Below are 24,366 nucleotides of genomic sequence, written 5' to 3' on the forward strand. Positions count from 1 at the left end.
GTATCCGACGCGAAAGATGGCAGCACCACCCGGCGCTGACCGCCGGCGCCGCTGGTCGAGCTGTCGAGTTACGGCGAGCCGCCGCCGGCGCCGCCCGAGCTGCCGTAGCCGCCGACGCCGACGCTCGTGATGGCTTCGTACCCGCCCTCGCCGTACCCCCCGCCGTACCCGCCGTACCCGCCGTACCCGCCCTCGCCGCCCTCTCCCCCGTTGCCGTAGTACTCGTCCGGGTGTTCGTAGACGTCGATGCTGACGTTCAGCTTGCCGTTGAGCCACAGCGCGCTGTCCCCGATACCGAACTTATACTGAGCCCAGGTCGTCGAATGCGGCGAGACGTACACGTAGATGGACTCCGACGATAGCAGCGTCGCCTCGACCTCCGACACCGTGCCGCCCTCGACCTTCTCGAAGTTCCACCCTGGAAGCAGGCGGACGTGGTACGAGCCCTGCTCCAGATCGACGAGGATGGACGTCGCGTCAGGATCTTCGTCCTCGCTATCGATCGTCAAGACAGCTCCGCCGCCGGGGCCGGAGGCGCCGTAGCCGCCGGCGCCGACACTGACGGCTACGCTCGCCCCCTCGTCGTACCAGTAATAGCTGCTCCGGATCTGGAACGTGGCGTTGCGGAGCCGATAGCGCGCTCCGGATTGCGCCTCCGCCGCGAGCGGCAAGCTGAGCGATCCTAGCGCCGCATCCTCAGCCGGTTGCGACATGCAACCGCTGAGCCCCGCCACGAACGCCACGCCGGCTGCCAGCGACCCAAAACCCCTGAACATCTTGCTCATTCTTCTCTCCTCCCACGCTACGGATCGGGACTGGCGGCTCCGTGTGCCACGGTTTGCCGCCGGTCCAGGGTACGCACACACCTGAAGCAATTCGCGAACCAACCCGCATTCTCGGCTTCCGCGCGCTCCATTCGACGGTCACCAGCCAATGTGGCTCATCTTGGCTCATACGACTTGTGCCAGTAGACAGCCCCTGCGCCTCGCCCGGGGTGATGCAGGAGGCGGGGCATGCCCGCCCGGGTGGCCACGCTGCTCGCCTCTTTCGACGAGGCGATCGCCCGCGGCGCGCTGGATGTGGCCCCCCGCAGGCGCGCGCTCGTCGACCGGAGACCGGACGTCCTCGCTTGCGCCGGATCCCCTACGCTGGCCTCCCGGCATCCGCCGGAAGGAGGCATGTTCATGCGTCGATGGTCCGTGCTGCTGTGCGCTTCAGCTATCGTTGCGTGTGGTTCGGGGGACGAGTCGCCAGGCAGCAGCGATGCCGGCTCCGGGGGAGGAGGGAGCGCCGGCTCCGGGGGAGGAGGGAGCGCCGGCTCCGGGGGAGGAGGGAGCGCCGGGCTCCCTCACGCGTTCCGCTACGGCGCCAACCTCGGCCACCGCAATGCGGCCTGGGGCGACGACAAGGAGGGGACGCTCGCGGCGCGAGCGGGCGTCCGCAGCCTCCGCGTCAAGCTCCCAGCGGCCCATTTCGCCGCGTGGGGATACGATATCGAGCTCGGGGATATCCAGTCGTATGCGGCCCTGGGCATGGCCGAGCACCTCGGGTTTCTCATCGGATCCGAGTCGGTGGAGCTGACGACGGCGCCGCCCGGCGCGGCCGACTGGCAGAACGAGCACTACATCCCGAAGAGCCTTTACGAGCCGATCTTCTCGGCCGATGGAACGGTGAACCCGGCCAACGCGTGGGCCTCTTACGTGTACCGGACGGTGGACACCTACAAGGACTGGATCCAGGTGTGGCACGTGTGGAACGAGCCCGACTGGGTGGCCGACTGGCGCGTCACCGAGGCGTGGGTCACCGAGCCGCCCAAGGCCGCCGATCTCCCCCGGTTCAACGGATCGATATTCGACTACATAAGAATGCTGCGCGTCACGAAGGAGGCGGCGCGCAAGGCGGACCCGGACGCGCTGATCGCGACGGGGGGCATCGGATACCCGTCGTTCCTCTCGGCGATCCTGCGCTACACCGATAACCCCGAGGGCGGGGCGGTCACGCCGGATTACCCGGAGAAGGGCGGCGCCTACGTCGACGTCCTCGACTTCCACTATTACCCGATCTTCAGCCCGAAGAGCTCGGACGCGTCCGTCGACGATTTCCTCGCATCGAAGGACGCCCTCGCCGCGGCGCTCGCCGACGCCGGCGCGCAGGTGCAGGGGTGGAACGTCTCGGAGAACGGCGCGCCGCTCGCGCCGACGCCGGAGTACCCGGAGGTGGGGAGCCCGGAGTACGCGCGCAACTACCTCATCAAGATGATGACCATGGCGCAGGCACACGGCATCGGGGGCGTCGACTGGTTCATTCTATCGAACGGCGAGGAGGGGAGCGACGATGTGTTCTCGCACATGGGGCTCTACAACGACGTCGGCGCCCTCGCCAGCGTGGATCAGGCCACCAAGACCGATCTCGGCAAGGCGTACACCACCCTCGGCGAGGTGCTCTTCGGCGCGTCGTACGATGACGGCGCGACGAAGGAGCTCGCGCTGCCGCGGGACGCGCGAGGCGCCGTGTTCGAGAAGGACGGCAAACGCCGCATCGCCCTCTGGGCCGTGACGCCGAGCGACACGGAGGACGCGTCCGCGAACGTCGAGCTCGCGACGGCGACGGGGTTCGATGTCCACGCGTGGGACGGCGCGAAGACCTCCGCCGACGCGAGCGGCGGCAAGGTGACGCTCGCCCTCTCGGGCAGCCCGGCGCTGCTTGTCGAGCGATGACCGCCAGGGGTTATCACCCAGGTTGACCCATGGGCCAAGCCCGACCCGGGTTGACCCATGCGCAACCTGGGTCGGGTCGGCGCAACCTGGGTCGGGTCGGCGGGTCGCAGCGCCAACCTGGGTCGGGTCGCCGTGGTAGCGTCCTCTCATGGAGCTCCGCCTGCGCGGCCTCACCCACCTCGACCCGCTCGCCGTCCCCCTGCCCCACGGCACCGAGGTGACCACCCGGGTCGACCGCGTCCTCGACGAACGCCGCATCCCCCAGGGCGCCATCGGGCGCGTCGTCGGCTCGGCCGGCGCCGAGCTCGACGTGATGCTCGTCGGCGTCGGCGTCGTCCGCTACCGCCGCGACGAGCTCGTCCCGCGCAAGACCGGCCAGGTGCGGCACGCGGAGCGGCGCAGCGCCGCCTGGAACGCGCTCCTGCCCGCCGTCGTCCTCGAGGCGGTCGTGGGGTCGCGCGCGTGGGGGCTCGCGCACGAGGGGTCCGACACCGACCGGCGCGGCGTCTTCGCCCTCCCCTTCCCCTGGACCACCGGCCTCGCCGAGCCGCCACGGGACCTCGTGAGCACCGACGGCAGCGCCTCGTACTGGGAGGTCGAGAAGGCCATCCGACAGGCCCTGCGCGCCGATCCGAACACCCTCGAGCTGCTCTTCGTCCGCACCGCCGAGGCGCGCGACGAGATCGGCGCGTGGATCCTCGAGGCGCGCGCCGCGTTCGTCTCGTCGGCCATCTACGGCAGCTTCGGCCGCTACGCGCTCTCGCAGCTCAAGCGGCTCTCGCAGGCCCACCGCCTGGCCGAGCACCGGGAGCGGGTGCTCGACTGGCTCTCCCACGACCCCTCGCTGTCGCTCGACGACGTCGCCCGCAAGCTCGCCGCCATCAGCCCGCGGGCCGCGCCGACCGAGGCCGACCGGGAGCTCCAGGCGAAGGAGTACATCAAGCAGCTGTACCGCTCGCTCCACGACCAGGGCCTCTTGCCCGCGCGCGACTTCGCCTCGCTCGCCGCCTTCGCGCGAGAGGGCAGGGCCTCGCTCGACCCCGCCCGCGACCTCCGCCCCAAGAACGCCTACAACCTGGTGCGCCTCATCGCGACCGCGATCCGCTGGCTGCGCGACGGCGAGGTCGATCTGGTCGTGCAGGGCGACCTCCGCGAGACGCTCCTCGCCATCAAGACCGGCGCCTGGCCGCTCGACCGGACCATCGAGCTCGCCGAGTCGATGACGCCCGAGCTGGAGGCCGCGCGGCTCGCGACGAAGCTGCCGCCGCACCCCGACGTGCCCCGCGCCGACGCGCTCCTCCGGCGCGTCCGCGAGGAGATCGCCCGGCGGCACCTCGCCGCGGCGCCGGGCCCGCTCGGCAAGGACGCTCCCCCGGCGCCGGTCGCGGTCTGGGACGAGGGAGACGCCGGGCGCGCGCGCGGCGAGGAGCGCGGCGACGACGAGAGAAAGGACGAGGGATGAACGCTCAGGTGCTCGATGCAAAGCAGCAGGAGGTCGCGGCGCGCGTCATCGCCGAGGAGGAGGCCAGGCGGCCGCACCTCGTCATCGCCCTGAGCGGCGCGCACGCCTACGGCTTCCCCTCGCCCGACAGCGACCTCGATCTCAAGGCGGTGCACGTCGAGCCCACCGAGAAGCTGCTCGGCCTGCTCCGCAGCAACGCGAGCCCCGCGCGGATGGAGGTCATCGACGGCGTCGAGATCGACTACACGTCGAACGAGATCCACCCCGTCCTCCTCGGCGTGCTCCAGGGCAACGGCAACTACATCGAGCGGATCCTCGGCCCCCTCCAGCTCCACGTCGATCCCGACCTCGCCTCGCTCCGCCCGCTCGTCGCCGCCGCGCTGTCGCGCCGGATCTTCCGCCATTACGTCGGCTTCGCCACGAGCCAGCTCCGCGCCTGGGAGGCGGGCGGCCGCGCGTCGGTGAAGAAGCTCCTTTACGTCCTCAGGACCACGTTGACCGGCGCCCACGCGCTCCGGACAGGCGAGATCGTCACCGACGTGACGGCGCTCCTCGACCTCTACGGCTTCAGCGCCGCGCGCGAGCTTGTCGAGGCCAAGCGCGCCGGAGAGAAGTCGGCGCTCGCGCCGGACATCGCCGCGCGCTGGACAGAGCAGATCTCCCGGGCCTTCACGACCCTGGAGGCGGCCCACGATCACGCCGCGCTGCCGGAGGAGCCCCCGAACCAGGGCGAGCTCAACGACTGGCTGCTCGCGCTGCGCAAGGCGCGGCTGTGAGGCGCGGAGGGGGCTTGCACAGATGTCCCTCGCGCAGACGAACGGGCTTGTCCTCGTGACCGCCAATACGAAGGACTTCGCTCGATTCAAGGATCTCCAGCTCGAAGACTGGTCGAAGCGACGAGCGCGATGACCGGCGCCGCCGCCGCATCGCCGCCTCACCGCGGCAGCGAGCAGCCGTCCCCGCACGCTTTGCGGCCGTCGCGGCACTTCACCGCGGGCCCCTGGGCCTGGCACGTCACCGGGCATCCCCCTCCGGTATTCGAGCACGACACAGCGCACGAGCCCGTGCAGGTCACCTCGCACCCTCCAACCCGGTTGCACTTCACGACGCTGCCATTGCCCACGACGAAGAGGCATTTGCCCACGTCCTCGCAGGTGGTCGAGCAGCCGGCGCCGCAGGTGGCCTGGCACGTCTCTGCATTGCGGCAGTCGACAGAGCAGTTGTCCGTGCACCTCGTGTCGCACGACGTGCTCCTCGCGCAGGAAGACTGGCAGTCGCCGGCGCAGCGGCTCTCGCAGACCTCGCGATCGGAGCAGCTCGGCCGGCAGCCGGACGCATCGCCGCACGTGAGCTGGCAGCTCTTCGGCGCGTTTCCCGGGCTGCCGCCCCCGCAGGAGCAAGGCACGCCCGGCGCGCAGCTGACGGCGCTGACCGCGGGCGCCAGGGAGCTCTTGGCCTGCGCGATGTCCTTGAGGGACACCGGGGTTGGCGCGCCGCCCTCGCGGGCGCCCTGATCGCGGGAGGGCCAGAGCAGCAGGACGGCCCCGAGGCCCACGCAGAAGAGGAGCACCGCCACCCCGCCGACGACGACGAGCTGCGGTGGCCCCGGCGCGCGCGGTAGAGGCGCGGCGCCCGCGCCCGGATGGGGCCGAGCCGGCAGAGGCGCCGTCGAGACGGCCGACGCGGCCGGCACCGCCATCGCCGGCGGTCCCGCGCCCGGGGACATCGCCGTCGCGAAGGGGGGCTCCTCGCCCCGGCGCACGGCGCGCACGTCGGCGAGCATCGTTTGCGCGTCCGGATAGCGCCGCTCGACCTGGAAGGCGAGCGCGCGGTCCACGACGCGCGCGACCCGCGGATCCACGCCGGGCGCGGCGGTCGCGAGCGGGGGAGCCGGCGTCGTGCTCATCTTCACGAGGAGCTCTCCCTCGGTGAGCGCGTCCGCGTCGTGGAGCCGCCGGTTCGCGAGGAGGGTGAACATCGTCGCGCCCACCGCGTAGAGGTCGGCCCGCCCGTCGACGTTCCTCCCGAGGATCTGCTCCGGCGCCATGTAGCTCGTCGTGCCCAGCATCGCGCCCGTCCGCGTCTTCAGCCCGGCGCCGCCCTGCTTCATGCGCGCGATCCCGAAATCGAGCACCTTGAGCCGCCCGTCGCGCGTCACGAAGAGGTTGTCCGGCTTGATGTCCCGATGGACGATCCCGGCGTCGTGCGCGGCCCGGAGCACCTCGAGGAGCGTGTCCACGTGGGCGAGGAGCTCGGGCAAGGGGACGCTGCCGAGCCGCAACGCGCGCTCGCGGAGGCTCTCCCCGTCGAGCAGCTCCATGACAAGGAACGGCTCGCCCTGCTCGGTCACGTCGATGTCGAGGACCTGCACCGCGGCCGGGTGGCCGAGCCGCGTGGCGGCGAGCGCCTCCTGCTCGAAGCGGGCGCGGAGCTCGCGCGACACGGCGCTCTCCGGGTGCAGGACCTTGATGGCCACGCGGTGCCCCACGTGATGGGTGGCCGCGTAGACGGCCGCCATTCCCCCCGCCCCGATCAGCGCATCGAGCCGCCATTTGCCGTGGAAGATCGTCCCGACGCGGGCCTTCAGCCGACGAATTTCTTCCTCTTCCGCTTCCGACATCGGCGCCGAGCCTAGCACGGGCTGCCTCGCGGCTGGCTCGACGGCCCACGTGGAGGTGGCCCGGAGCCACTGGCCCTCTTCGCTCATCGACGCTCGGGCACAATGGCCCGCGATCCGAGGTCGGGAGAGGCGTGCCGCGTTCTCCCGCGATCCGAGGTCGGGGGAGGCGTGCCGCGATCTCCCGACAGGCCACGTCATGCGCGCTGCCGCCAGAGCGCCAGTCTTCGTCGTGCCGGCGGAGGCGACTCAAGCCCGGCCGGCGCGGCCGCGGCCGGCGAGGTCCCACGCCGCCGCGACGGCCTCTTCCGCGCTCGCGACCGACGCGATGTGATCCGAGCGCCGGTCGTCCACGCGCCCTCCGGCGAGCTGCCTCGCCCAGCCCCCGCTCGCCGCGAGCGCGAGCAGCGGCTTGCCGAGCTGCCAGGCGACGGCGATCTCGCTCAGCGTGCCCGCGCCCCCGCCGACGACCACAACGACGTCGGCCGCCGCGACGACAAGGATGTTGCGCCCGATCTGCAGGCCGGTGGGGACGACGATGTCGACGTACGGGTTGGCCGCGGAGGCCTCGTACCCGGGCAGGAGCCCGACGATATCGCCGTCGCGCCAGGTCGTCGCCTCGCGCCCGCCGCGCGAGACGGCGGCCATGACGCCCCCGAGCCCGCCGGTGACCAGCCGGAACCCCGCCTCGACGGCGCGCCGCCCGAGCTCGACGCACAGGGCCTCGGTCTCCGCGTCCAGCGCGAGGCCGTTGCCGATCACCGCCATCACGGGGCGGCGCGGCACGTAGGGAGCGATGTCCCGCCTCGTGTCCTCCTCTTCCCGATCGTCGTCCATCACGGCTCCGCTCCGGCGCCCGCGAGCCGCCGCGTCACGTGGCGCTCGGCCCGGTCGCGAGGCGCATCGTGTCGCTTCCCGCGCAGCGTGGCAAGGCCGCTCAGGGCCGCGCGCGGGCCGGCCGGCGGCGCCGCGCCATCGCGGCGCCGGGTGTCCCGGGAGCGCCGCAGGCGCTCGTCGCGCGCCGCGCTACCTGAGCCGGCCGATGAGCTGCTCGCCCAGCCTGGGCTGATCGATCTTCCCGAGCCAGATGCGCCAGACCGCCCTCATGAAATCCGCCCCGGCGACGCTCGCGCTGCTGCCGCCCACGAGCGCGGTCGTGCTCTTCTTCTCCGGGTCGTACTGGATGGTGACGTGCGACCCCTCCTTCAGCTCCGCCTTGAAGGCGCCCAGGAACGCCTCGATCTTCGCCTGATCCTGATAGCCGTTCATCGCGAAGGCGCCAGTCAGGGCGTCATGGATCTTCTCCCTGTCCACGTCGCGCATCATCCGCCACACGAACTTCTTCGGCACGTCGGCGTCGATCACCGCCTGCTTCGATTTCAACGCGGGCGCCTGCTTCATGAAGTGGCTGATCTCGTAGACGTCGATGTCGATGAAGGCGATCGTCTTCACGCGGACGCCGGCGCCTGTCAGCACCCAGTCCGCGGCCCGGAGCGGGGCGGCGGCGGCGAGGAGGGCCACGAGGGCGGCGACCACGACCACGACCTTCTTGGGAATGAGCTTCATCGGAGACCCCCTGGAAGTGCGCGGGCCGGCCGAGCCCCCCCAGGAGGAGCGCTGCTCCTCGGGCTCGCCGCGCGCCGGAGCGAGCTAGCCCTCGCGGCCGCGTGGAGTCAAGGCTCGTGCCGGCGTGTCGCCTCGTGTCGCCTGGCGCCGTCGCGCGCTACTGCTGGCCGGAGTAGAGGGCGTCCACGGCCTCGGCCCAGAGCTTGTTCATGGCGATCCGGCCCGCGGGCAGCGGGTGCACCTGGTCGGGAGCCGGCTGGAGCTGCTCGGGGTGCCCCTCGAACCACGCATACAGATCCGGCCCTGGAACGAGGGCGTTCTCCAGCGTGAGCTCGTCGATCGCCTGGTTGAACACATCGAGCGTGTCGTGGTTGCCGTCGGGCGAGAACGGGATGCGCGCGAGCACCGGGACGCGGCCCGCGGCCTCGATCCTGTCGATGAGCTCCTGCAGGTTCGACTTGAAGGTGCTCGCGTCGGTGTGGTTGCCCCACGAATCGTTGGTGCCGTAGCCGATGGCGAAGAAGCGGTAATCGGGGTTCAGCTCCAGGGCCTCATCGAGGCGGTCGAGCGCGTCGCCTGTGAGCTCGCTCCCGATGCCGCCGTTGATCATCGCGGGGTAGTGGGCCTCGTGCGCCGCGTGCACGTTCTCCGCGAAGCTCGGCTGCGTGGCCGGGGTGTCGCGGTCGTAGGCGAACGCCGTGATGCTGTCTCCGAAGAAGAACCACGTGTCCTCCGCGCCGTTCGAGATGTCGTGCACGTCGATCTCGTCGAGCTGGACGCCGGACTCGTCGGACGCCGCGGGCGCCTCGGTCACGACGAGCCGGACCCAGCTCTGGCCGCCGAAGTCGAAGTTGTGGGCGCGCGTGCGGACCGGGTTGTCGGTCACCTCGGCGACGCTCTTCCAGGTGCCGTCCGAGCCGTTCGTGGAGTCGCTCGACGTCTCCACGCGGTAGGCGTCCGGCGCGCCGTATTGCACGTCCGTGTAGTTGTAGTTGTACGAGGCCGACCAGCTCAGGAGCAGCCGCTCGTACCCGCTGCCGACCTGGATGGCGACCCAGGCCGGCTCGCCTGTGATGGGTTTGCCCGCGATCCAGGTCCCCGCCGACCTGTATTTGCCGTCGTTGATGACCGACGCCGTCCCCCTCGAGGCGAAGGCGGGCTTGCCGCGGGAGATGATGGGATTGGGCGTGAGCCCCGGCGCGTCCGGACCGCCGCCGCTGCCGCCGCCGCCCGTGTTCCCGGCGCCGCCCGTGTTCCCGGCGCCGCCGGCGCCGCCGGTGCCGCCGCCCGCGCCGCCGCTGCCCTGGGCGGCGGTGCCGCTGGAGCTCGCCGACGCGCCGCCCGTGCCCCCGGAGCTGCCGGACGCGCCGCCGTCGTCGTCCGAGCAGGCCGGCAGGAGCGCGACCGTCCCAAGCGCAAGAAGAACCAGGAGACCTGACTGGTGAAATGAACGCAAAGCCATCGAAACTGACCTCCAGAGCCGGGCACTCTGGGGCATCGGGGGCCCACGATCAACAGCGGAGGCGACCTCCGTCATCGATCGGCGCCGATGAGATGAACCGGTAAAGTCAAGCGCGCCGTGACGTCAATCTCAGCGGAACATGCCGATGTCACCGAGGGGATGCGACCGTTAACTGAAGCGGTAAATGTACAGAGATGGTGATATCATCCGATCTCCATCGACAGCGCGGCGCTCCGCGTCGAGGCCGACAGCCGCCGCCAGGGGCGCCACACGGGCGACTCGAACACGGCCTCCTCGACAAGAGCCATCGGCCCCGCTCGCTCGTGCGGTGGGCCTCACGGCCGCCGGGCTGCAAAGCGCCACACCACGATTGATCGGCCGCCCGAGCTCACCCGCCTTGCACGTTCACTCCGGGTATGGCCCGTGCCTCTCCGGTGAGCATGACGTTCCAACTCACCTCTCCGAGCTTCGCGAACGGGCAGCCGATCCCGGCGCGCTACACCAGCGACGGCGAGGACGTGTCGCCTCCGCTCCCGTGGTCGGACCCGCCGCCGGGCACGAAGAGCTTCGCCCTCGTCGTCCACGATCCCGACGCGCCCGATCCGAAGGCTCCGAAGCGCGATTGGGTCCACTGGGTGCTCTACGGTCTGCCCGCCGACGCCCGGTCGCTCCCTGAAGGCGCGACGCGCCAGACGCTGCCGCCGGGGACGCGCGAGGGCCTGAACGACTGGGGGGAGAGCGGCTGGCGCGGCCCGAGCCCGCCGATCGGGCGCCACCGCTACTTCTTCGATCTGTACGCGCTCGACACCGAGCTGCCGGACCTCGGCACGCCGACCAGGCGCGAGCTCGAGGCTGCGATGAAGGGCCACGTGCTCGCGCAAGCGATCCTCATGGGCACGTACGCCAAGCGCGGGCAGTGACGTCTCAGCGGCTCTTGCGGAGCCCCACGCGCTCCCGCCGGGACCGAGCGGCGCCAGCCCTCGCCGCCTGAATCAGAGCGCAGCCGGGGCCGCCGAGAGCTGCTCGGGAGCCTTCGTGCAATCCACGCGCGCGAGCTCTGCCATCGACCGCACCCAGCGCTCGCGCGACGCGCTGGCCGTCGAGCGGGCCGTGCTCGCGCTCGGCTGGCGATCGACCGGGCTACGATGAACGAGGGAGCGTGACGCGGAACGTGGTGCCCTCCTCCTGCGTGCTCGTGACCTGGATCGAGCCTCCGTGGGCGTCGATGATCGCCTTGGCGATGAAGAGCCCCAGCCCGAGCCCCTTCGACCGCCGCAGGTCCTCGTGCCTCTGCTCGCCCCGGCGAAACGGATCGAAGATCACCGGCAACAGCTCGGGCGGGATCGGGATCCCGCGATTGTTCACTTCGAACACGACGGCCTTCTTCTGCCCGCGCAGCTCCACCTGCACCGGCTCCTCGGGCGGGCTGTAGTCGACGGCGTTGCCGATCAGGTTCGACATGAGCTGCCCTATCCGGCCCGGATCCCACGTGCCGAGCGCGTCGCCTCGGGCCTTGAAGTGGAGGGTATGCTCCGGGTGACTGGACTCGAGCTCCGCGACCACTTGCTCGCAAATCGAGCCTAGATCGACCGGCTTCGGCTCGATCGGAAGGCCGTCGTGGGCGCGAATGCGCGTCAGGTCGAGCATGTCCTCGACCATCCGCGCCGCCCTGTCGTTGCTCGCGGCGATCCGCTGGACGACCCGCGCCACGGCGGCCGTGACGTCCTCGCGCTTGAGCAGCGAGGCGGTGGCGAACTGGATGGCAGCGAGCGGATTGCGCAGGTCATGCCCGAGGACCGCGATGAACAGCTCGCGGAGCACGACGTCGCGGCGGAGCTCGGCGGAGCTCGCCCTCTCCAGCTCGACGGCCGCGGTGATCATCACCTCGTCGAGCGTCGCGTGCACGAGATCGGCCTCCTCGCCGCCGAGGATCACGCTCTCGCGCGCGCAGATGTCGACGATCAAGGAGCGAAGGACGCTGAGCTCGCGCAGCTCCTCCGCGAGCGTGTAGCGCTGGGCCAGGCGATGAGACACGTGCACCTTCGCGGCGTCCGAGCTGCCGATCTCCTGGCCGCTGGCTCCGCCTGCCTTGCCTGCTCGCGCGCTCTGCGAGAGCGAATCGATGAGGTCGTCGAGCAGCTTGGGCGTGTAGTCTTTCAGTTCCTCTTCGTTGAGCGCGCTGGCTTGGGGGATCTTTGGATCGTTCCGCAGGCGGGATGTCCACTCACGTAGGAGCTCATCCTTCCGCTCACGGAGCAGGACCGTAACGCGCGACAACGGCTGTGTCACATGAGCTCCTTTGGGCTTTTGTCCTGACGCAGGCGTGCTCTGTCGTGCGTCGGAGCGCAGTCCGCCACCGCCGTGAATCCCGATACGCTCCCAGGGAGAAACCCGAAGGAAGCATGCAGTCGTACGCTTGCGCGGCAGCTCACGGCAGGCCGGCGCTGACGCGGCCATCGGAACGGAAATCTCCGTTCCCTACCCTCCCCCCGCCACCTCGCTCCACGCGATCTCGAACCGCGCCAGGTACTTCCGCAGCCGGTCCGCGTCGTTGACGCTCTTCTTCTTCGCCCGCGACGCCGCGAACAGCACCCGTCCCGCCTCCGACAGCGACCGCGCGCTCTGCAGCACCCGCAGCACCTCGGCGAGCTGCGCCCGGTCGAAATGGTCGAGCGCCGCCGCCCGCCTCGCGCCGAGCGCCGCGACCACGAGGTCCTCGCCCTCCTCTCCCCCGCCGGCGCCGCCAGCCGCCGGCGCCCGCCGCCAGGCCTCCGAGAGCCGCGCGATCTCCTCCTCGACGATCGGCGGCCCGATGCGGCCGCCGGGCGCGAGCGTCGCCATCCGCGTCACGGCCGCGTTGAGGTCGCGGAAGTTGCCAGGCCACAGCGCCTCCCGCGACGTCGAGAACCGGAGGAACCGCTCGCGCGCGTCGCGGCTCATCGTGATCCGCACGCCGAGCAGCCGCGCCGAGGCGTCGAGCTCGTAATCGAGGTTCGGCTCGATGTCCTCGACCCGCTCCCGCAAGCCCGGGAGCCGGAACGTCCACAGGTTGATCCTCGCCAGGAGATCCTCCCGGAAGCGCCCCGCCGCGACCTCCTGCGACAGATCGCGGTTCGTGCCGGCCAGGAGCTGGAACTCGCTCCGCACCTCCCTGTCCGAGCCGACAGGCAAGAACGCCTTCTCCTCGATGGCGCGCAGCAGCATCGCCTGCTCGTCCGCGCCGAGCTCGCCGATCTCGTCGAGGAAGAGCACCCCCTCGTGCGCCTTGCGGAGCAGACCCGGGCGGTCCTTGAGCGCGCCCGTGAACGAGCCCTTCGTGTGCCCGAACAGCGACGACATCGCCCCGTCGCCGCGGATCGTCGCGCAGTTCAGGTCCACGAAATCGCCGCTCACCTGCCGTCGACCCTTCTTGAGATCGTAGATCTTCCGCGCGAGCTGCGACTTCCCCGCCCCCGTCGGGCCCATGAGCAGGATCGGCGCGCGCGACGCGATCGCCACGTGCTCGATCCGCTCGATCAGCCGGTTGTACCCCGCATTGCGCGTGTCGATGCCGCTCTTCAAGAACGACACCCCCTCGCGCTGCTCCTTCTGGAAGCGCGACGCGATGCGGTCGTACTTCGAGAGATCGAGATCGATGATCGTGAACGACCCGGCCGCGAGCTCCGTCCGGTCGCGCTTCGGCGGCGACGTCTGGATGAGCCGCCCGGGGAAGTAACGCGACTCCGTGAGCAAGAACAGGCAGATCTGCGCGACGTGCGTGCCCGTCGTGATGTGGATGAGGTAATCCTCCCGGTCCGGCGCGAACGGGTACGCCCTCGCGAAGTCGTGCAGCGCGCCATACACCGCCTCGAAGTCCCACGGGTCGTCCACCTCGACCACGTGACCGCGGATGTCCGTCTCCGGCGAGGCGTGCCGCACATCGCCCATCACCGTCCCGGCCAGCGCCTCGAACCGGCGCTGGTAGAGCAGCTCGAACCGGTCGACGATCAGGTCCTCGTGCTGGCAGAGCGCCACGCTCGGGCGCCACCGCGACCAGCGCTCCGGCGTCTTGCCGGTGTCGAGCGTCGGGCCGAGCATGCCGAGGACCACCGTGGATTTGCGGGTCATAGAGGGTTCTCTAGTCGCTTTATACAGGCAGATAAGCGCCCTCGCCAGCGCCCTGCGATCGGGGTGAGCCGCGGCCGGGGGTCGTGGTATCGCTCATCGAGGGAGAGTCGACCGCCATGCTGACCATCGATGGATCCACGGGAGAGGGAGGGGGCCAGATCCTCCGCACGGCGCTCAGCCTCTCGCTGATCACGCAGACGCCCGTGCGGATCACCTCGATCCGCAAGGGCCGCGCGCGCCCGGGGCTGATGCGGCAGCACCTCACCTCGGTCCAGGCCGCCGCCCAGGTCGGCCGCGCCGAGGTGTCGGGCGCCGCCCTCGGGTCGCAGGAGATCGTGTTCCGGCCGACGGCGATCGTGCCCGGCGAGCACACGTTCCGGGTCGGCAGCGCGGGGAGCACGACGCTCGTCCTGCAGACCGTCCTCCCGGCGCTGCTCCGCGCGCCCGCGCCGTCGACGCTCACGCTCGAGGGCGGCACGCACAACCCCATGGCGCCGCCGTTCGATTTCCTGGACCTCGCCTACCTGCCGCTCGTGCGGCGGATGGGGCCGGAGATCACCGCCACGCTCGTGACGCCCGGCTTCTATCCGGCCGGCGGCGGGCTGGCCCGCGTCTCGATCGCGCCGGTGCCCGCGCTCGCGCCGCTCGAGCTGCTCTCGCGCGGGGAGCTCCGCGGCCGGAGGGCGGTGGCGACGGTGTCGAACCTCCCGAGCGCCGTCGCGCTGCGAGAGCTCGACGCGGCGGCCGCGGTGCTCGGCTGGGAGCCGGCCTGCTTCAGGCCGAGCGTGCTGAGGGGCGGCCACGGCCCGGGCAACGTGATCACGATCGCGGTCGAGAGCGAGCACGTGACCGAGGTGTTCACCGGGTTCGGCGAGAGGGGCGTGCGCGCGGAGTCGGTCGGCGCGAAGGCCGCGGAGGAGGCGCGCGACTACCTCGCGGCGGGCGTGCCGGTCGGCGAGCACCTGGCCGATCAGCTGCTCTTGCCGATCGCCCTCGCGGGGCGCGGCGCGTTCCGGACGGTGCGCCCGTCGTCGCACACGACGACCCACCTGCAGCTGCTGCGCGATCTCCTCGGGATCCGCGCGTCGGTCGAGCCGATCTCGGAGGGGGGGTGGCACATCGAGATCGGGCGCTGAGGGCCCGGCCGAGGGCGCGAGTCGCGCGGCGCCTCGCGCCGGGGGCGGAGGAGACGGCCGCAGTCCGACACGGCGCCTCGCGGACTCCGCTGCTCGCGCTCGCCACGGTGGCGAGCGGCGGATTGACGGCGGCGTCCCGGTTGTGCCACATCACGGCGGCGCACGGCGCGCTCATCGCGGGCTCCTCCGCGGCGGAGGGGCGCGCATCTCTGGACGGCAGCGCACACGGCAGCGACGCGGAAGGCGGGACAATGGCGAAGCGCGACTACCTCAAGATGACGGACATGACCCTGGCCGAAGCGCACCGCGTGCTCAGGCTCGCCGCTCGCCTGAAGGAGGAGCCGAAGGGGCGGCGCGCGACGCTGCTCGCCGGCCGCTCCGTCGCGGTGGTCCTGGAGAAGGCGAGCACGCGCACGCGCGTGTCGTTCGAGGTCGGGATCGCGCAGCTCGGCGCGCAGCCGGTCGTGCTGAGCACCCAGGGCAGCCAGCTCGCGCGCGGCGAGCCGATCCGCGACACGGCGCGCGTGCTCGCCCGGTACTGCGACGCGATCGCGTTTCGCACGTCGTCGACCGCGCGCCTGCTCGAGATGGCGGAGGCGAGCGTGCCGGTGATCAACGCGCTCTCGGACGACGGCCACCCGGTGCAGGTGCTCAGCGACATCTTCACGATCGAGGAGGCGCTCGCGGCGGGCGGGGACAGGCGCGGCATCGCCGGCCGGCGCGTCGCCTTCCTGGGCGACTGCGCGAGCAACATGGCGCGCTCGTGGCTCGAGGCGGCGCCGCGCTTCGACTTCCACCTCGTGCTCGCGGGGCCCGAGGGGTACCTGCCGCCCGCGGACGAGGTCGAGCGGGCGCGGGCGACAGGCCACGTCACGATCGTGAACGACCCGCGCGAGGGCGCGGCGGGCGCGGACGTGGTGAACACCGACGTGTGGGCGAGCATGGGGCAGGAGGGCGAGGCGGAGAGGCGCCGCGCCGCGTTCGCCGGCTGGACGGTCGACGCGGGGGTGATGGCGAAGGCCGCGCCGCACGCGGTCGTGCTCCACTGCCTGCCGGCGCACCGGGGCGAGGAGATCGACGACGAGACGCTGGAAGGGCCGCGCTCGCGCGTGTGGGACCAGGCCGAGAACCGGCTGCACGTGCAGAAGGCGCTGATGCTGTGGCTGCTCGAGGTCGAGCTGGCCTGAGGCCCAGAGGGGGAGAGAGCAGGCGCGAGAATCCACCCCTCCCCATCGCGGCTCACGGGCGGCCCGCGAGGTCCGCGACCACCTTCACCAGGGCGGCAGGGTCGATCGGCTTCGCGACGTGCTTCTGAAAGCCGGCCGCGAGCGCCCTCCTCTGGTCCTCGATCCGGGCATAGGCGGTCAGGGCCACCGCGGGGATCGCCCGGATCTCGTCCCGGCCCGCCGCGCGCACCTGCTCTATCAACGTGTAGCCGCTCTCCCCCGGCATGCCGATGTCGCTCACCAGGACATCGGGACTCAGCCGCCCGAGGACGCTCATGGCGTCGCTCATCGAGCCAGCCGTGGTGACCTGCGCGCCCGCTCCCTCCAGCAAGAACGCGATCATCTCGCGGGCGTCCGGCTCATCCTCGACGAGGAGGACGTGAACTCCGCTCAGCGGCGTCGACTCCCCGTCTTCGAGCGCGACGCGCCAGGGCGCAGGCGGCGGCCCCTCGCGCACGCTGGATGGCGCCGCATGCAGGGGGAGCGTCACCGTGAACGTGGCGCCGCCCCCCTCGCCGCGGCTCTCCGCTTCCACCGTGCCCCCGTGCAGCTCGACGAGGTGGCGGACGATCGCGAGCCCCAGGCCGAGCCCGCCGTGGGCCCTCGTGGGCGAGGAGTCGCCCTGGCGGAAGCGGTCGAAGACATAAGGCAGGAGCGACCTGACAATGCCCTTGCCGTTGTCGGCGACCGCGATCATGACCTGCGAGTCGCTCCGCCCCACGCGGACCGTCACCCGACCTCCCTTCGGGGTGAACTTCACCGCGTTCGAGAGCAGATTCCACATGACCTGCTGGAGGCGATCCGGGTCGCCGCTCATGTGGCCCAGCGCGTCGCCGAGCTCGACGCCGATCTCGATGTTCTTCGCCCTCGCCGTCGGCGTAAGGGTGTCCACGGCGGCCTCGACGACGCCGGCGAGGTCGACCGCGACCGTGTTCAGCCGCAGCTTGCCGGTGATGATCCGGGAGACCGTGAGGATGTCGTCGACGATCTGCGCCTGCGCGTGGGCGTTGCGCTCGATCGCCGCCATGCCCTGCTTGACGCGCTCCGACCCGATGTCCTTCTCCTTGATCAGCCGCGCCCAGCCCAGGATCGCCGTGAGCGGCGTCCGCAGCTCGTGGGAGACCGTCGCGAGGAACTCGTCTTTCATGCGGTTCGCGTCCTCGGCGCGGAGGCGGTCCTGCTCCGACTGGGCGAGCGCCTGCTGCTCGCGGCGGAGCAGATCCGCGCGCTCGCGCTCGAGCTGCTTCAGCTCGGTGATGTCGACGACAGCGCCCGTCAAGAACAGCGGGGAGCCGTCCTGATCGCAGATGAGCCGCCCGCGGTCGTGGACCCACCGGATCGCCCCGTCGGGGCGGACGATGCGATGGATGATGTCGTAGATGTGCTGTGCGCGGAGGGTCCGCTCGATCACGGCGATCACCATGTCGCGGTCCTCCGGGTGGACGCGGCTCAGCCAGTCGTCGATGGGCTGCGTCGTCTCGCGCTCTTCCAGGCCCAGGATGCGGTTCAGGCTCGCGTCCCTCGTATCGGCGGATGTCGCGAGCTCGATCCTCCACGTGCCCACGTCCGCCGCCCACGTGGCGAGCCGGAGCCGATCCTCTCGATCCTGGAGCGCGCTCTCGATCCGGAACTGCTCGCTCAGGTCGACCACCGCGCCGACCATGCGGATCGCCTTGCCGCGCGCGTCGCGGAGCACCGAGCCGCGATCGAACACGCGGGCGACCGAGCCGTCGCCGCGGTACGCGCGGTAGTGCTCCGACCAGCTGTCGGCGCTGCCGTGGACGCTCTCCTCGAAGCCGCGCACCACGCGGTCGCGATCCTCGGGCAGCAAGCGGCCGAGCCACCAGGAGCCCGTGGGCACCGTATCCTCGCGAGCGTAGCGGAAGACGGCGTAAAACGTGTCGTTGCGCTCGACGTGGTCCGTCCGGATGTCCCAGTCCCAGATCGGGTCCTTGATCGCTCGAGAGAGGAGACGATAGCGCTCGCGCTGCACGTCCACCTCCAGGCGCGCGTCCTGCTCTCGGCTGCCGTCGCGCGCGGCGGTCTCGTCAGCGCGCTGCGCCGCCGCGCCCCGCGCGACGGCCGAGGGCCCCGGAGAGGCCGCCCCGTCCGCGCTGGTGAGCGCGACCGCGGCCTGATCGGCGAGCGCCGCGAGCAGCCAGGCCCCCTCGTCCGAGTCCGGGCGGAAGCGCTCGACCGCGAGCACGCCGGAGACGCGGTCCCGGACGACCAGGGGGGCGGCGACGACGTGGGCCGACCCGTGCAGCGCACGCGCGACCCCCTCCTCGAAGCTCGGCAGGGGGCGGCCGCGAAGCTCGGCGAGCAGCGCCGGATCGAGCCCCAGCGAGGATCGCACGACCGGCCGCCCCTCGTCGTCGTTCAGGATCAAGACGGCCCTGTCGGCGTCGCTCAGCTGCCTCGCCGCCGAGAGGACAGCCTCGTGAATCTCGCGCGCGGAGCACGCCACCGCGAGCGCGCGGCCGACCTCGGTGAGCAGGCGGATCTGCGCGCAATGCCTGCTCTCGGGGTCAACCACGGAGGAACGGGCCTCGGCTGGGAAACAAGGGGACTCTAGCGAACGATCGATGTGCATCCCTGACCAACCAGCCGGGCACGCTCGGGAGCGGGGCGCGATCACGGCAGCGCGCGAGCGGGCGGTATGCCTCTTGGCAAACTGTAATAGGAGCGCGTGGACATGCGCGCCAGCCGGGCCGCTGACAACCCCTCGCACAAAACTTGGCCCGGACTCCAGGTTCCTGCGTAAACGCACGCTGCGTGGATTTCCGCGACATACCGCCCGAGCTCCTCCTGGCCGTGGCCGGCGCGGCGCTCTTCTTCGGGCTGGTCCAGACGCTCCGGCTCGCGTGGCGGAGCGCCCGGCAGCGGCGCCGGATCGAGCGATGCCGGGAGCAGGGCGCGGCGGGAGAGGCCCGCGCCGAGGCGCTCCTCCGCGAGCTCGGGTACACCATCGTCGGCCGTCAGGTCGCGGTCTCCTATGGAGTCCAGATCGACGGCGAGCCGATCACCGTCGGTCTCCGCGCCGACTACCTCGTGGCGCACGGCCGGAGTCGGTATGTCGCCGAGGTGAAGACAGGCCGGCTCGCGCCGCGCATCGATACGCCCGCGACGCGGCGGCAGCTGCTCGAGTACCGCCTCGCGTTCGACGTCGACGGCGTGCTCCTTGTCGACGCGGATTCGCGGCGGGTGCGCTCGGTTGTGTTCCCGCTGCCCGCCGGGGGCGCGGCGCGCGAGCCCCCCGGCGCGCACCTCGCGTGGTTCCTGGCGACCCTCGTGGCGGCCCTCGCGGCCGCGATGGCGGCCCGCGCCGCCGGGTGACTGGTGGTGACTAGAGCGCGGCGCGCGCGCGGCGCCGGCGGGCGGCGAGGAGCAGGAGACCGAGGCCGAGCAGGCCGACCCTGGCCGGCGAGCCCTCCGACGTCGCGCCCGCGCGGCAGGCGCAGGAAGAGTCGGGCTTGCGGGGCGCGCCGCCATCCGCGCCGCCGGCGCCGGCGCCGGCGCCCGCGCCGCTGGTCAGATCCGGCGGATCGTCCAGGAACAGGCCGCCTCCGTCCTGGCCCCCGCTCGAGGCCGTGACGCCGCCGTGGATCGGCGGCTCACCGCAGACCCCGCCGACGCACGGCGCGTTGCCAGGGCAGACGGCGCCCGCGCACGCGTCGGCGCAGCTCCCGCCGATGCAGAGCTGACCTGCAGGGCAGGTCAGGTCCTCGCAGCCGGTATCGACGCAGCGGCCGTCGCCCGCGCACGTCTTGCCGGCGGGGCAGGTGCGGCAGCCGCAGTTCGACTGGCAGATGCCGCGCTCGCAGACCGCGCCGTCCTCGCAGGCGATCTGGGCGCAGAGATCCACGCACCGCCCGAGCTGGCACTCCTGGTTCGCGGGGCAGGTGACGCCGTCACACCCGCCCACGCAGTTGCCGCCGATGCAGATCTGGCCGCCTTCGCACGCCACGCCCACGCACGCCCGCTCCACGCACAGGCCTTCCTCGCAGACCAGGCCGTCGTTGCAGACGACCTCGCCGCGGCCGCAGTACGGCACGCACGACCCGCGGTTGCACACGAGGCCCTCCTCGCAGAGCCCCTCGCCGTTGTCGACCTCGCCGTCGCAGTCATTGTCGATGTTGTCGCAGCGCTCGCGCTGCTCGCCGGGCTCGAGGACGGGCAGGCACTCGGGATCGCCGTCGGTCGCGCAGCCCGTCCTCCCAATGGCGCACGCGCCCTGCAGGCCCGTGTCGCAGACCTGGCCGCCGCCCTCGCAGGTCACTCCCGTGATGTAATAGACGAAATCGTTGAAATCACCGTCATTCGCGTACCCGCCCACATTCGCGCGCCAATCCGTCGCGGTCACGGGCAGGTCCTCGAAGGCGACATAGAATGCGTCGGGGCTGGCGGTCGACGTGTAGATCAGCGTGGTCACCCACGGCGCCCTCGGCGTGCAGTCCGTGCAGACGGTGTTCAGCTCGCGCTGCGAGTACTTCGTCTGGGTGCAGTAGGTGCCCGCCTTGCCGATCAGCGCGAAGCCGACCAGGCCGCCCTGGTACCGCGGATCTTCGCGGATGTCCGCCGCCGAGAACTGCCGCGGCGTCCAGTCGTGCTGCCCCGCCTGGGTGGTCATCATCGTGGCCAGCGGGCAGAAATCGTCGTCCTCGCACTGGAACGCCACGGACGTGTCCGCGGGGATCAGCTCGTAGATCTGGTTGTCCGGCGGGCGCGTGCCGGTCGCGGTCGCGTTGTACCAGCCGAACGCGACCTTGCACCCACCCCCGCGCAGCACGAGCTCCCCGGTGAACCCGCAGAGCGGCGAGAAGACGCCCGGTTCCGTGCTCGCGTCGGCCACGGGATCGATGTCCTCCCCCCGGTACATGAAGAGCCCATCGAGCGTGACGGCGTTCGCCGGGAACCCGCGGCTCGTCACGAGGCCGCGCTCGGCGTCGCTGACCCGTTGAGGCAGATCGGTGCCGTCCAGCTGCTCCACCGCGGCGCTGGCGGGCGTGACCCCCGCGAGCGCCGCGAGCGAGAGGAACAAAGAAAGCGCGGCTCGAACCGCGCGACGGCGAGGTACCAAGGAATAAGGCGTGTGCGGCATGTAGGCCACTCTACACCTCCTGGTGAGCTCAGGGGGTATAAGATTCCACAGCTCCGCGCCACCACAATGTTGCAGCATGGTTGTTCCTGCGTCGCCGCGCGCGCCTGTTTTGACGCATGCTGTCACCGCGGAGCATGAAATTGACGTGCCCGTCAGGGTCGTTCCGGCGCCGCTCCGGGGCGCGGAGGCAAAAGGCTTCTTGACGCTCTCCCGCGGCGAGGCGGGGGGCCGTTGCGGCGGAGCGGGGACAGCGTCGCCCGACGTTTCGCGGGCGCCGGGGGGGTCGGGGCCGGGTGTGGTAGGCTGGCGGGCTCCGGCTGCGCCTGGCCGATGCCGCCGTATGACGAAGAAATCGCTCCGCGTCTATCTCATCGCCCACCACGACGGCCGCGTCACCGGCATCCTCCTGCGCACGTGGGCATTCGTCTTCGACCGGCCGGCGCCGTCCGCTCATGGCGCCTCCGAGGAGGACGTGCTGCGCAAGATCGAGGTGGAGCTCCACGCGCGGGTGGCGACGGGCGAGGACGATCTCGATCGCTATCTGTGGGACGAGTCGTTCGAGGTGCGCACGCTCGGGGTCGATGTTCACCCGCAGACCACGGTCAAGCGCGCGGCGGTCGTCGGCCGGCGCCGCATCCCGCTGCGGCTCACCTACCTCGCGAGCAAGCTCGCCGAGGGCGGATATCGGGTGATGCTCCCGCGCTTCGGCTGGTCCGTGATCGTGGAGGATCTCTCGATTGCGCCCGACGTGCTCCGCCAGCTCGTGACGAGCGCGCTGCTCGGCGAGTCGCCGCGGTCGCTCTTCGATTTCCGCCGCGAGGGGGACGAGTACGTGCGCCCGTGGTCGCCTCGCTTCCCGTCGCGCGCCGAGGGCTCCGCCCGGCGCGCGGCGGACGAGCGCCCCACGCTGCGCGCGGTCGCCGAGGATCTCGTCGAGAAGGCCGCGCGCCAGCGGCTCCCGCTCGCCGTGGGCGAGTCGGAGGAGCTGGAGCAGGCGCTCTCGGTGTTCGACGCCGCGCGGGCCGCGCAGGGCGCGCCGCTGCCGTCGATCCTGCTGGTGGGCGGCCCGGGCGTCGGCAAGACGACCTGGGTTTACCGGCTGGCGCGGCGGTTCGCGGCGTGGCGGAGGGACAAGGCGCGCGCGCTCTCGCCGGGTCTGTTCAGCACCTCGGCCGACCGGCTGCTCGCCGGGATGACGTACCTCGGCATGTGGCAGGCGCGGTGTCTGAAGCTCGTGGGCGAGCTGTCGCACGAGGGGGATCTCCTGCACGTCGGCGCGCTCTTGCCGCTGCTCCGGCCGCAGCCGGACGGCTCGTCGATCGGCGATGTGTTCTTGCCGGCGCTCCGGACGGGCGAGGTAAGCCTCATCGGGGAGTGCACCGAGCCGGAGCTCGAGGCGTGCCAGCGCCGCGCGGCCTCGCTCGTGGCGTGCTTTCAGGTCGTCCGGCTGCGCGAGCCCGATCCAGCCGCGGTGCCGGCGCTGCTCGCGGAGTACGAGGCGCGGAAGGACGCGCGCGTCCGGTTGCACCCGGCGGGCAAGAAGCGGCTGGTCCAGCACCTCGCGATGTTCCGGCGCGACGTGCTCTTTCCTGGCAAGGCGTTCCGCTTCTTCGACTGGCTCACGCAGGAGGCCGGCGCCCGGGCAGACGCGGACGGCGGCGCCCGGGCAGGCGCGAACACCGCCCGCGTGCTCTACCCGCGGGACGTGTCGGAGGCCTATGCGCGCCACTCGGGGCTGCCGATCGAGCTGATCGCCGACGAGATCCCCGCGAGCGCCGAGACGATCGCGCGCGGGCTGAAGCGGCGCGTGATCGGGCAGGACGAGGCGTGCGACACCGCGGCGCGGGTGCTCGCGCGCTTCAAGGCGGGGATGAACGACCCCGAGCGCCCGTGCGGCACGCTGCTCTTCGTCGGCCCGACGGGCGTGGGCAAGACGGAGCTCGCGAAGGAGCTCACGCGGTCGATGTTCGGCGACGAGGGGCGGATGATCCGGCTCGACATGAGCGAGTACCGGCTGCCGGGCTCGTCGGCGCGGCTGCTCCAGGCGGGGCCGGGCGCGACGACGCTCGCGCAGCGCGTGCGGCAGGAGCCGCTGTCGCTGGTGCTCCTCGACGAGATCGAGAAGGCCCACCGCGAGGTGTTCGACCTGCTGCTCGGGATCCTGGGCGAGGGCCGGCTGACGGACGAGGACGGGCGGCACGTCGATTTCCGGATGGTGCTGATCGTGATGACCTCGAACCTCGGCGTCGCCGATCGGGCGACGGTCGGCTTCGGCGGCGGCGGAGACGGAGAGCGCGGCGCGGCGGGCGCGCCACGGTTGGCGAGGCGCGCGGCGCCGGCGGGCGTGCGCGAGCACTTCCGGCCGGAGCTCGTGAACCGCATCGATCACGTCGTCCAGTTCCGGAGCCTCGAGCGGGACAGCGTGCTCAGGATCGTGGATCTGGAGCTCGAGAAGGCCGAGACGCGCACCGGGCTCGTGCGGCGGAACCTGCGGCTCCGTGTCCTGCCCGAGGCGCGGGCCTGGCTGGCCGAGGCGGGGTTCGATCCGAGGCGGGGGGCGCGGCCGCTGAAGCGGGTGATCGAGGAGCGGGTGATCACGCCGATCGCGGCGCGCATGGCGGAGGATCCGGGGTGCCGGGACAGGGAGATCGTTGTCGAGGGCGGGGGGGCGGGGCTCGCGCTGCGCTTCGGGTAGCCCGGCCGCGGGGGGCGGGCGCAGACCGCGGCGACGGTTCGATGGGCTGATCCCTTCAATCCAACCCGCAGGTCCTGCGGAGCAGCCAGAATTCAACGCAAAGGCGCAAAGGCGCAAAACGACGGAGAGGGGAGGAACGAGAAGGCCTAGAGCACCGATCAGCTTGAAATGCCCGGGAATGAAGAGATTTGAACCACAGAGGCACAGAGGACACAGAGGGACAACAAAAAAAACTCTGTGTCCTCTGTGCCTCTGTGGTTCATTTTCTCGGAGTTTC

At 71.6% G+C, this 24,366-nt stretch carries 17 protein-coding genes; 8 read left to right on the top strand and 9 right to left on the bottom strand.

Features of this window, described 5'->3' with window-relative positions:
* Positions 1–68: 68 nt before the first annotated feature.
* A complete protein-coding gene (locus tag WMF17_RS36360) occupies positions 69–785 on the bottom strand; it encodes a hypothetical protein (RefSeq protein WP_437645631.1) in 717 nt (238 codons plus the stop codon).
* Positions 786–1,184: 399 nt separating this feature from the next.
* Here WMF17_RS36360 and WMF17_RS36365 point away from each other — a divergent pair, with 399 nt between their 5' ends.
* From WMF17_RS36365 to WMF17_RS36375, 3 genes are all read left to right on the top strand, one after another.
* Positions 1,185–2,717, top strand: coding sequence for a hypothetical protein (locus WMF17_RS36365; protein WP_437645633.1), 1,533 nt, complete (start codon positions 1,185–1,187; stop codon positions 2,715–2,717).
* A gap of 148 nt (positions 2,718–2,865) precedes the next feature.
* Entirely contained in the window at positions 2,866–4,179 is a 1,314-nt protein-coding gene (locus WMF17_RS36370; RefSeq protein ID WP_437645635.1) for a DNA polymerase beta superfamily protein, read from the top strand.
* The gene (locus tag WMF17_RS36375; RefSeq protein ID WP_437597963.1) at positions 4,176–4,955 is read left to right on the top strand and encodes a nucleotidyltransferase domain-containing protein; all 780 of its coding nucleotides are present in this window, start codon (positions 4,176–4,178) and stop codon (positions 4,953–4,955) included. The genes WMF17_RS36370 and WMF17_RS36375 overlap by 4 nt, the downstream gene beginning before the upstream one ends.
* Before the next feature lie 158 nt (positions 4,956–5,113).
* Here WMF17_RS36375 and WMF17_RS36380 read toward each other — a convergent pair whose 3' ends face one another.
* From WMF17_RS36380 to WMF17_RS36395, 4 genes are all read right to left on the bottom strand, one after another.
* The gene (locus WMF17_RS36380) at positions 5,114–6,799 is read right to left on the bottom strand and encodes a protein kinase domain-containing protein (RefSeq protein ID WP_437645637.1); all 1,686 of its coding nucleotides are present in this window, start codon (positions 6,797–6,799) and stop codon (positions 5,114–5,116) included.
* A 246-nt stretch (positions 6,800–7,045) separates the two neighbouring features.
* Positions 7,046–7,633, bottom strand: a complete 588-nt coding sequence (locus WMF17_RS36385; protein WP_437597965.1) for a TIGR00725 family protein — start codon at positions 7,631–7,633, stop codon at positions 7,046–7,048.
* Positions 7,634–7,822: 189 nt separating this feature from the next.
* Entirely contained in the window at positions 7,823–8,362 is a 540-nt protein-coding gene (locus tag WMF17_RS36390) for a chalcone isomerase family protein (protein ID WP_437597966.1), read from the bottom strand.
* Between the two features lie 157 nt (positions 8,363–8,519).
* Positions 8,520–9,824 (bottom strand): SGNH/GDSL hydrolase family protein, encoded by a 1,305-nt coding sequence (locus WMF17_RS36395; RefSeq protein ID WP_437645639.1) that lies wholly within the window; start codon positions 9,822–9,824, stop codon positions 8,520–8,522.
* Between the two features lie 440 nt (positions 9,825–10,264).
* On the opposite strand from WMF17_RS36395, the gene WMF17_RS36400 reads away from it, so the two are divergent.
* The gene (locus tag WMF17_RS36400) at positions 10,265–10,744 is read left to right on the top strand and encodes a YbhB/YbcL family Raf kinase inhibitor-like protein (protein ID WP_437597968.1); all 480 of its coding nucleotides are present in this window, start codon (positions 10,265–10,267) and stop codon (positions 10,742–10,744) included.
* 220 nt (positions 10,745–10,964) lie between these two features.
* Here WMF17_RS36400 and WMF17_RS36405 read toward each other — a convergent pair whose 3' ends face one another.
* The gene (locus WMF17_RS36405; protein WP_437597969.1) at positions 10,965–12,113 is read right to left on the bottom strand and encodes an ATP-binding protein; all 1,149 of its coding nucleotides are present in this window, start codon (positions 12,111–12,113) and stop codon (positions 10,965–10,967) included.
* A 189-nt stretch (positions 12,114–12,302) separates the two neighbouring features.
* The gene (gene rtcR, locus WMF17_RS36410) at positions 12,303–13,931 is read right to left on the bottom strand and encodes an RNA repair transcriptional activator RtcR (protein ID WP_437597970.1); all 1,629 of its coding nucleotides are present in this window, start codon (positions 13,929–13,931) and stop codon (positions 12,303–12,305) included.
* A 116-nt stretch (positions 13,932–14,047) separates the two neighbouring features.
* Between rtcR and rtcA the strand changes: the two genes are divergently transcribed.
* Positions 14,048–15,067 (top strand): RNA 3'-terminal phosphate cyclase, encoded by a 1,020-nt coding sequence (gene rtcA, locus WMF17_RS36415; protein ID WP_437645641.1) that lies wholly within the window; start codon positions 14,048–14,050, stop codon positions 15,065–15,067.
* Positions 15,068–15,318: 251 nt separating this feature from the next.
* Positions 15,319–16,254, top strand: coding sequence for an ornithine carbamoyltransferase (gene argF / locus WMF17_RS36420; RefSeq protein WP_437597972.1), 936 nt, complete (start codon positions 15,319–15,321; stop codon positions 16,252–16,254).
* A 52-nt stretch (positions 16,255–16,306) separates the two neighbouring features.
* Here the strand turns inward: argF and WMF17_RS36425 are convergent, their stop codons facing one another.
* Positions 16,307–18,829, bottom strand: coding sequence for a PAS domain-containing protein (locus WMF17_RS36425; RefSeq protein WP_437645643.1), 2,523 nt, complete (start codon positions 18,827–18,829; stop codon positions 16,307–16,309).
* 239 nt (positions 18,830–19,068) lie between these two features.
* On the opposite strand from WMF17_RS36425, the gene WMF17_RS36430 reads away from it, so the two are divergent.
* On the top strand, positions 19,069–19,629 hold the full coding sequence (locus WMF17_RS36430) for a hypothetical protein (RefSeq protein ID WP_437645645.1): 561 nt from the start codon (positions 19,069–19,071) through the stop codon (positions 19,627–19,629).
* A gap of 10 nt (positions 19,630–19,639) precedes the next feature.
* Here WMF17_RS36430 and WMF17_RS36435 read toward each other — a convergent pair whose 3' ends face one another.
* The gene (locus WMF17_RS36435) at positions 19,640–21,334 is read right to left on the bottom strand and encodes an MYXO-CTERM sorting domain-containing protein (RefSeq protein ID WP_437645647.1); all 1,695 of its coding nucleotides are present in this window, start codon (positions 21,332–21,334) and stop codon (positions 19,640–19,642) included.
* Between the two features lie 400 nt (positions 21,335–21,734).
* On the opposite strand from WMF17_RS36435, the gene WMF17_RS36440 reads away from it, so the two are divergent.
* Positions 21,735–24,089 (top strand): AAA family ATPase, encoded by a 2,355-nt coding sequence (locus WMF17_RS36440; RefSeq protein ID WP_437645649.1) that lies wholly within the window; start codon positions 21,735–21,737, stop codon positions 24,087–24,089.
* The last annotated feature ends 277 nt before the right edge of the window (positions 24,090–24,366 follow it).

It is taken from the genome of Sorangium sp. So ce362 (assembly GCF_051519845.1).
Taxonomy (GTDB): Bacteria; Myxococcota_A; Polyangia; order Polyangiales; family Polyangiaceae; genus Sorangium.

Excerpts from the sequence above, each read along its gene's own strand:
- WMF17_RS36380 (WP_437645637.1), bottom strand. The coding sequence starts at position 6,799 with ATGTCGGAAGCGGAAGAGGAAGAAATTCGTCGGCTGAAGGCCCGCGTC.
- rtcA (WP_437645641.1), top strand. The coding sequence starts at position 14,048 with ATGCTGACCATCGATGGATCCACGGGAGAGGGAGGGGGCCAGATCCTC.
- WMF17_RS36370 (WP_437645635.1), top strand. The coding sequence starts at position 2,866 with ATGGAGCTCCGCCTGCGCGGCCTCACCCACCTCGACCCGCTCGCCGTC.
- WMF17_RS36375 (WP_437597963.1), top strand. The coding sequence starts at position 4,176 with ATGAACGCTCAGGTGCTCGATGCAAAGCAGCAGGAGGTCGCGGCGCGC.
- argF (WP_437597972.1), top strand. The coding sequence starts at position 15,319 with ATGGCGAAGCGCGACTACCTCAAGATGACGGACATGACCCTGGCCGAA.
- WMF17_RS36440 (WP_437645649.1), top strand. The coding sequence starts at position 21,735 with ATGACGAAGAAATCGCTCCGCGTCTATCTCATCGCCCACCACGACGGC.
- WMF17_RS36395 (WP_437645639.1), bottom strand. The coding sequence starts at position 9,824 with ATGGCTTTGCGTTCATTTCACCAGTCAGGTCTCCTGGTTCTTCTTGCG.
- WMF17_RS36365 (WP_437645633.1), top strand. The coding sequence starts at position 1,185 with ATGCGTCGATGGTCCGTGCTGCTGTGCGCTTCAGCTATCGTTGCGTGT.
- rtcR (WP_437597970.1), bottom strand. The coding sequence starts at position 13,931 with ATGACCCGCAAATCCACGGTGGTCCTCGGCATGCTCGGCCCGACGCTC.
- WMF17_RS36385 (WP_437597965.1), bottom strand. The coding sequence starts at position 7,633 with ATGGACGACGATCGGGAAGAGGAGGACACGAGGCGGGACATCGCTCCC.
- WMF17_RS36400 (WP_437597968.1), top strand. The coding sequence starts at position 10,265 with ATGACGTTCCAACTCACCTCTCCGAGCTTCGCGAACGGGCAGCCGATC.
- WMF17_RS36360 (WP_437645631.1), bottom strand. The coding sequence starts at position 785 with ATGAGCAAGATGTTCAGGGGTTTTGGGTCGCTGGCAGCCGGCGTGGCG.
- WMF17_RS36390 (WP_437597966.1), bottom strand. The coding sequence starts at position 8,362 with ATGAAGCTCATTCCCAAGAAGGTCGTGGTCGTGGTCGCCGCCCTCGTG.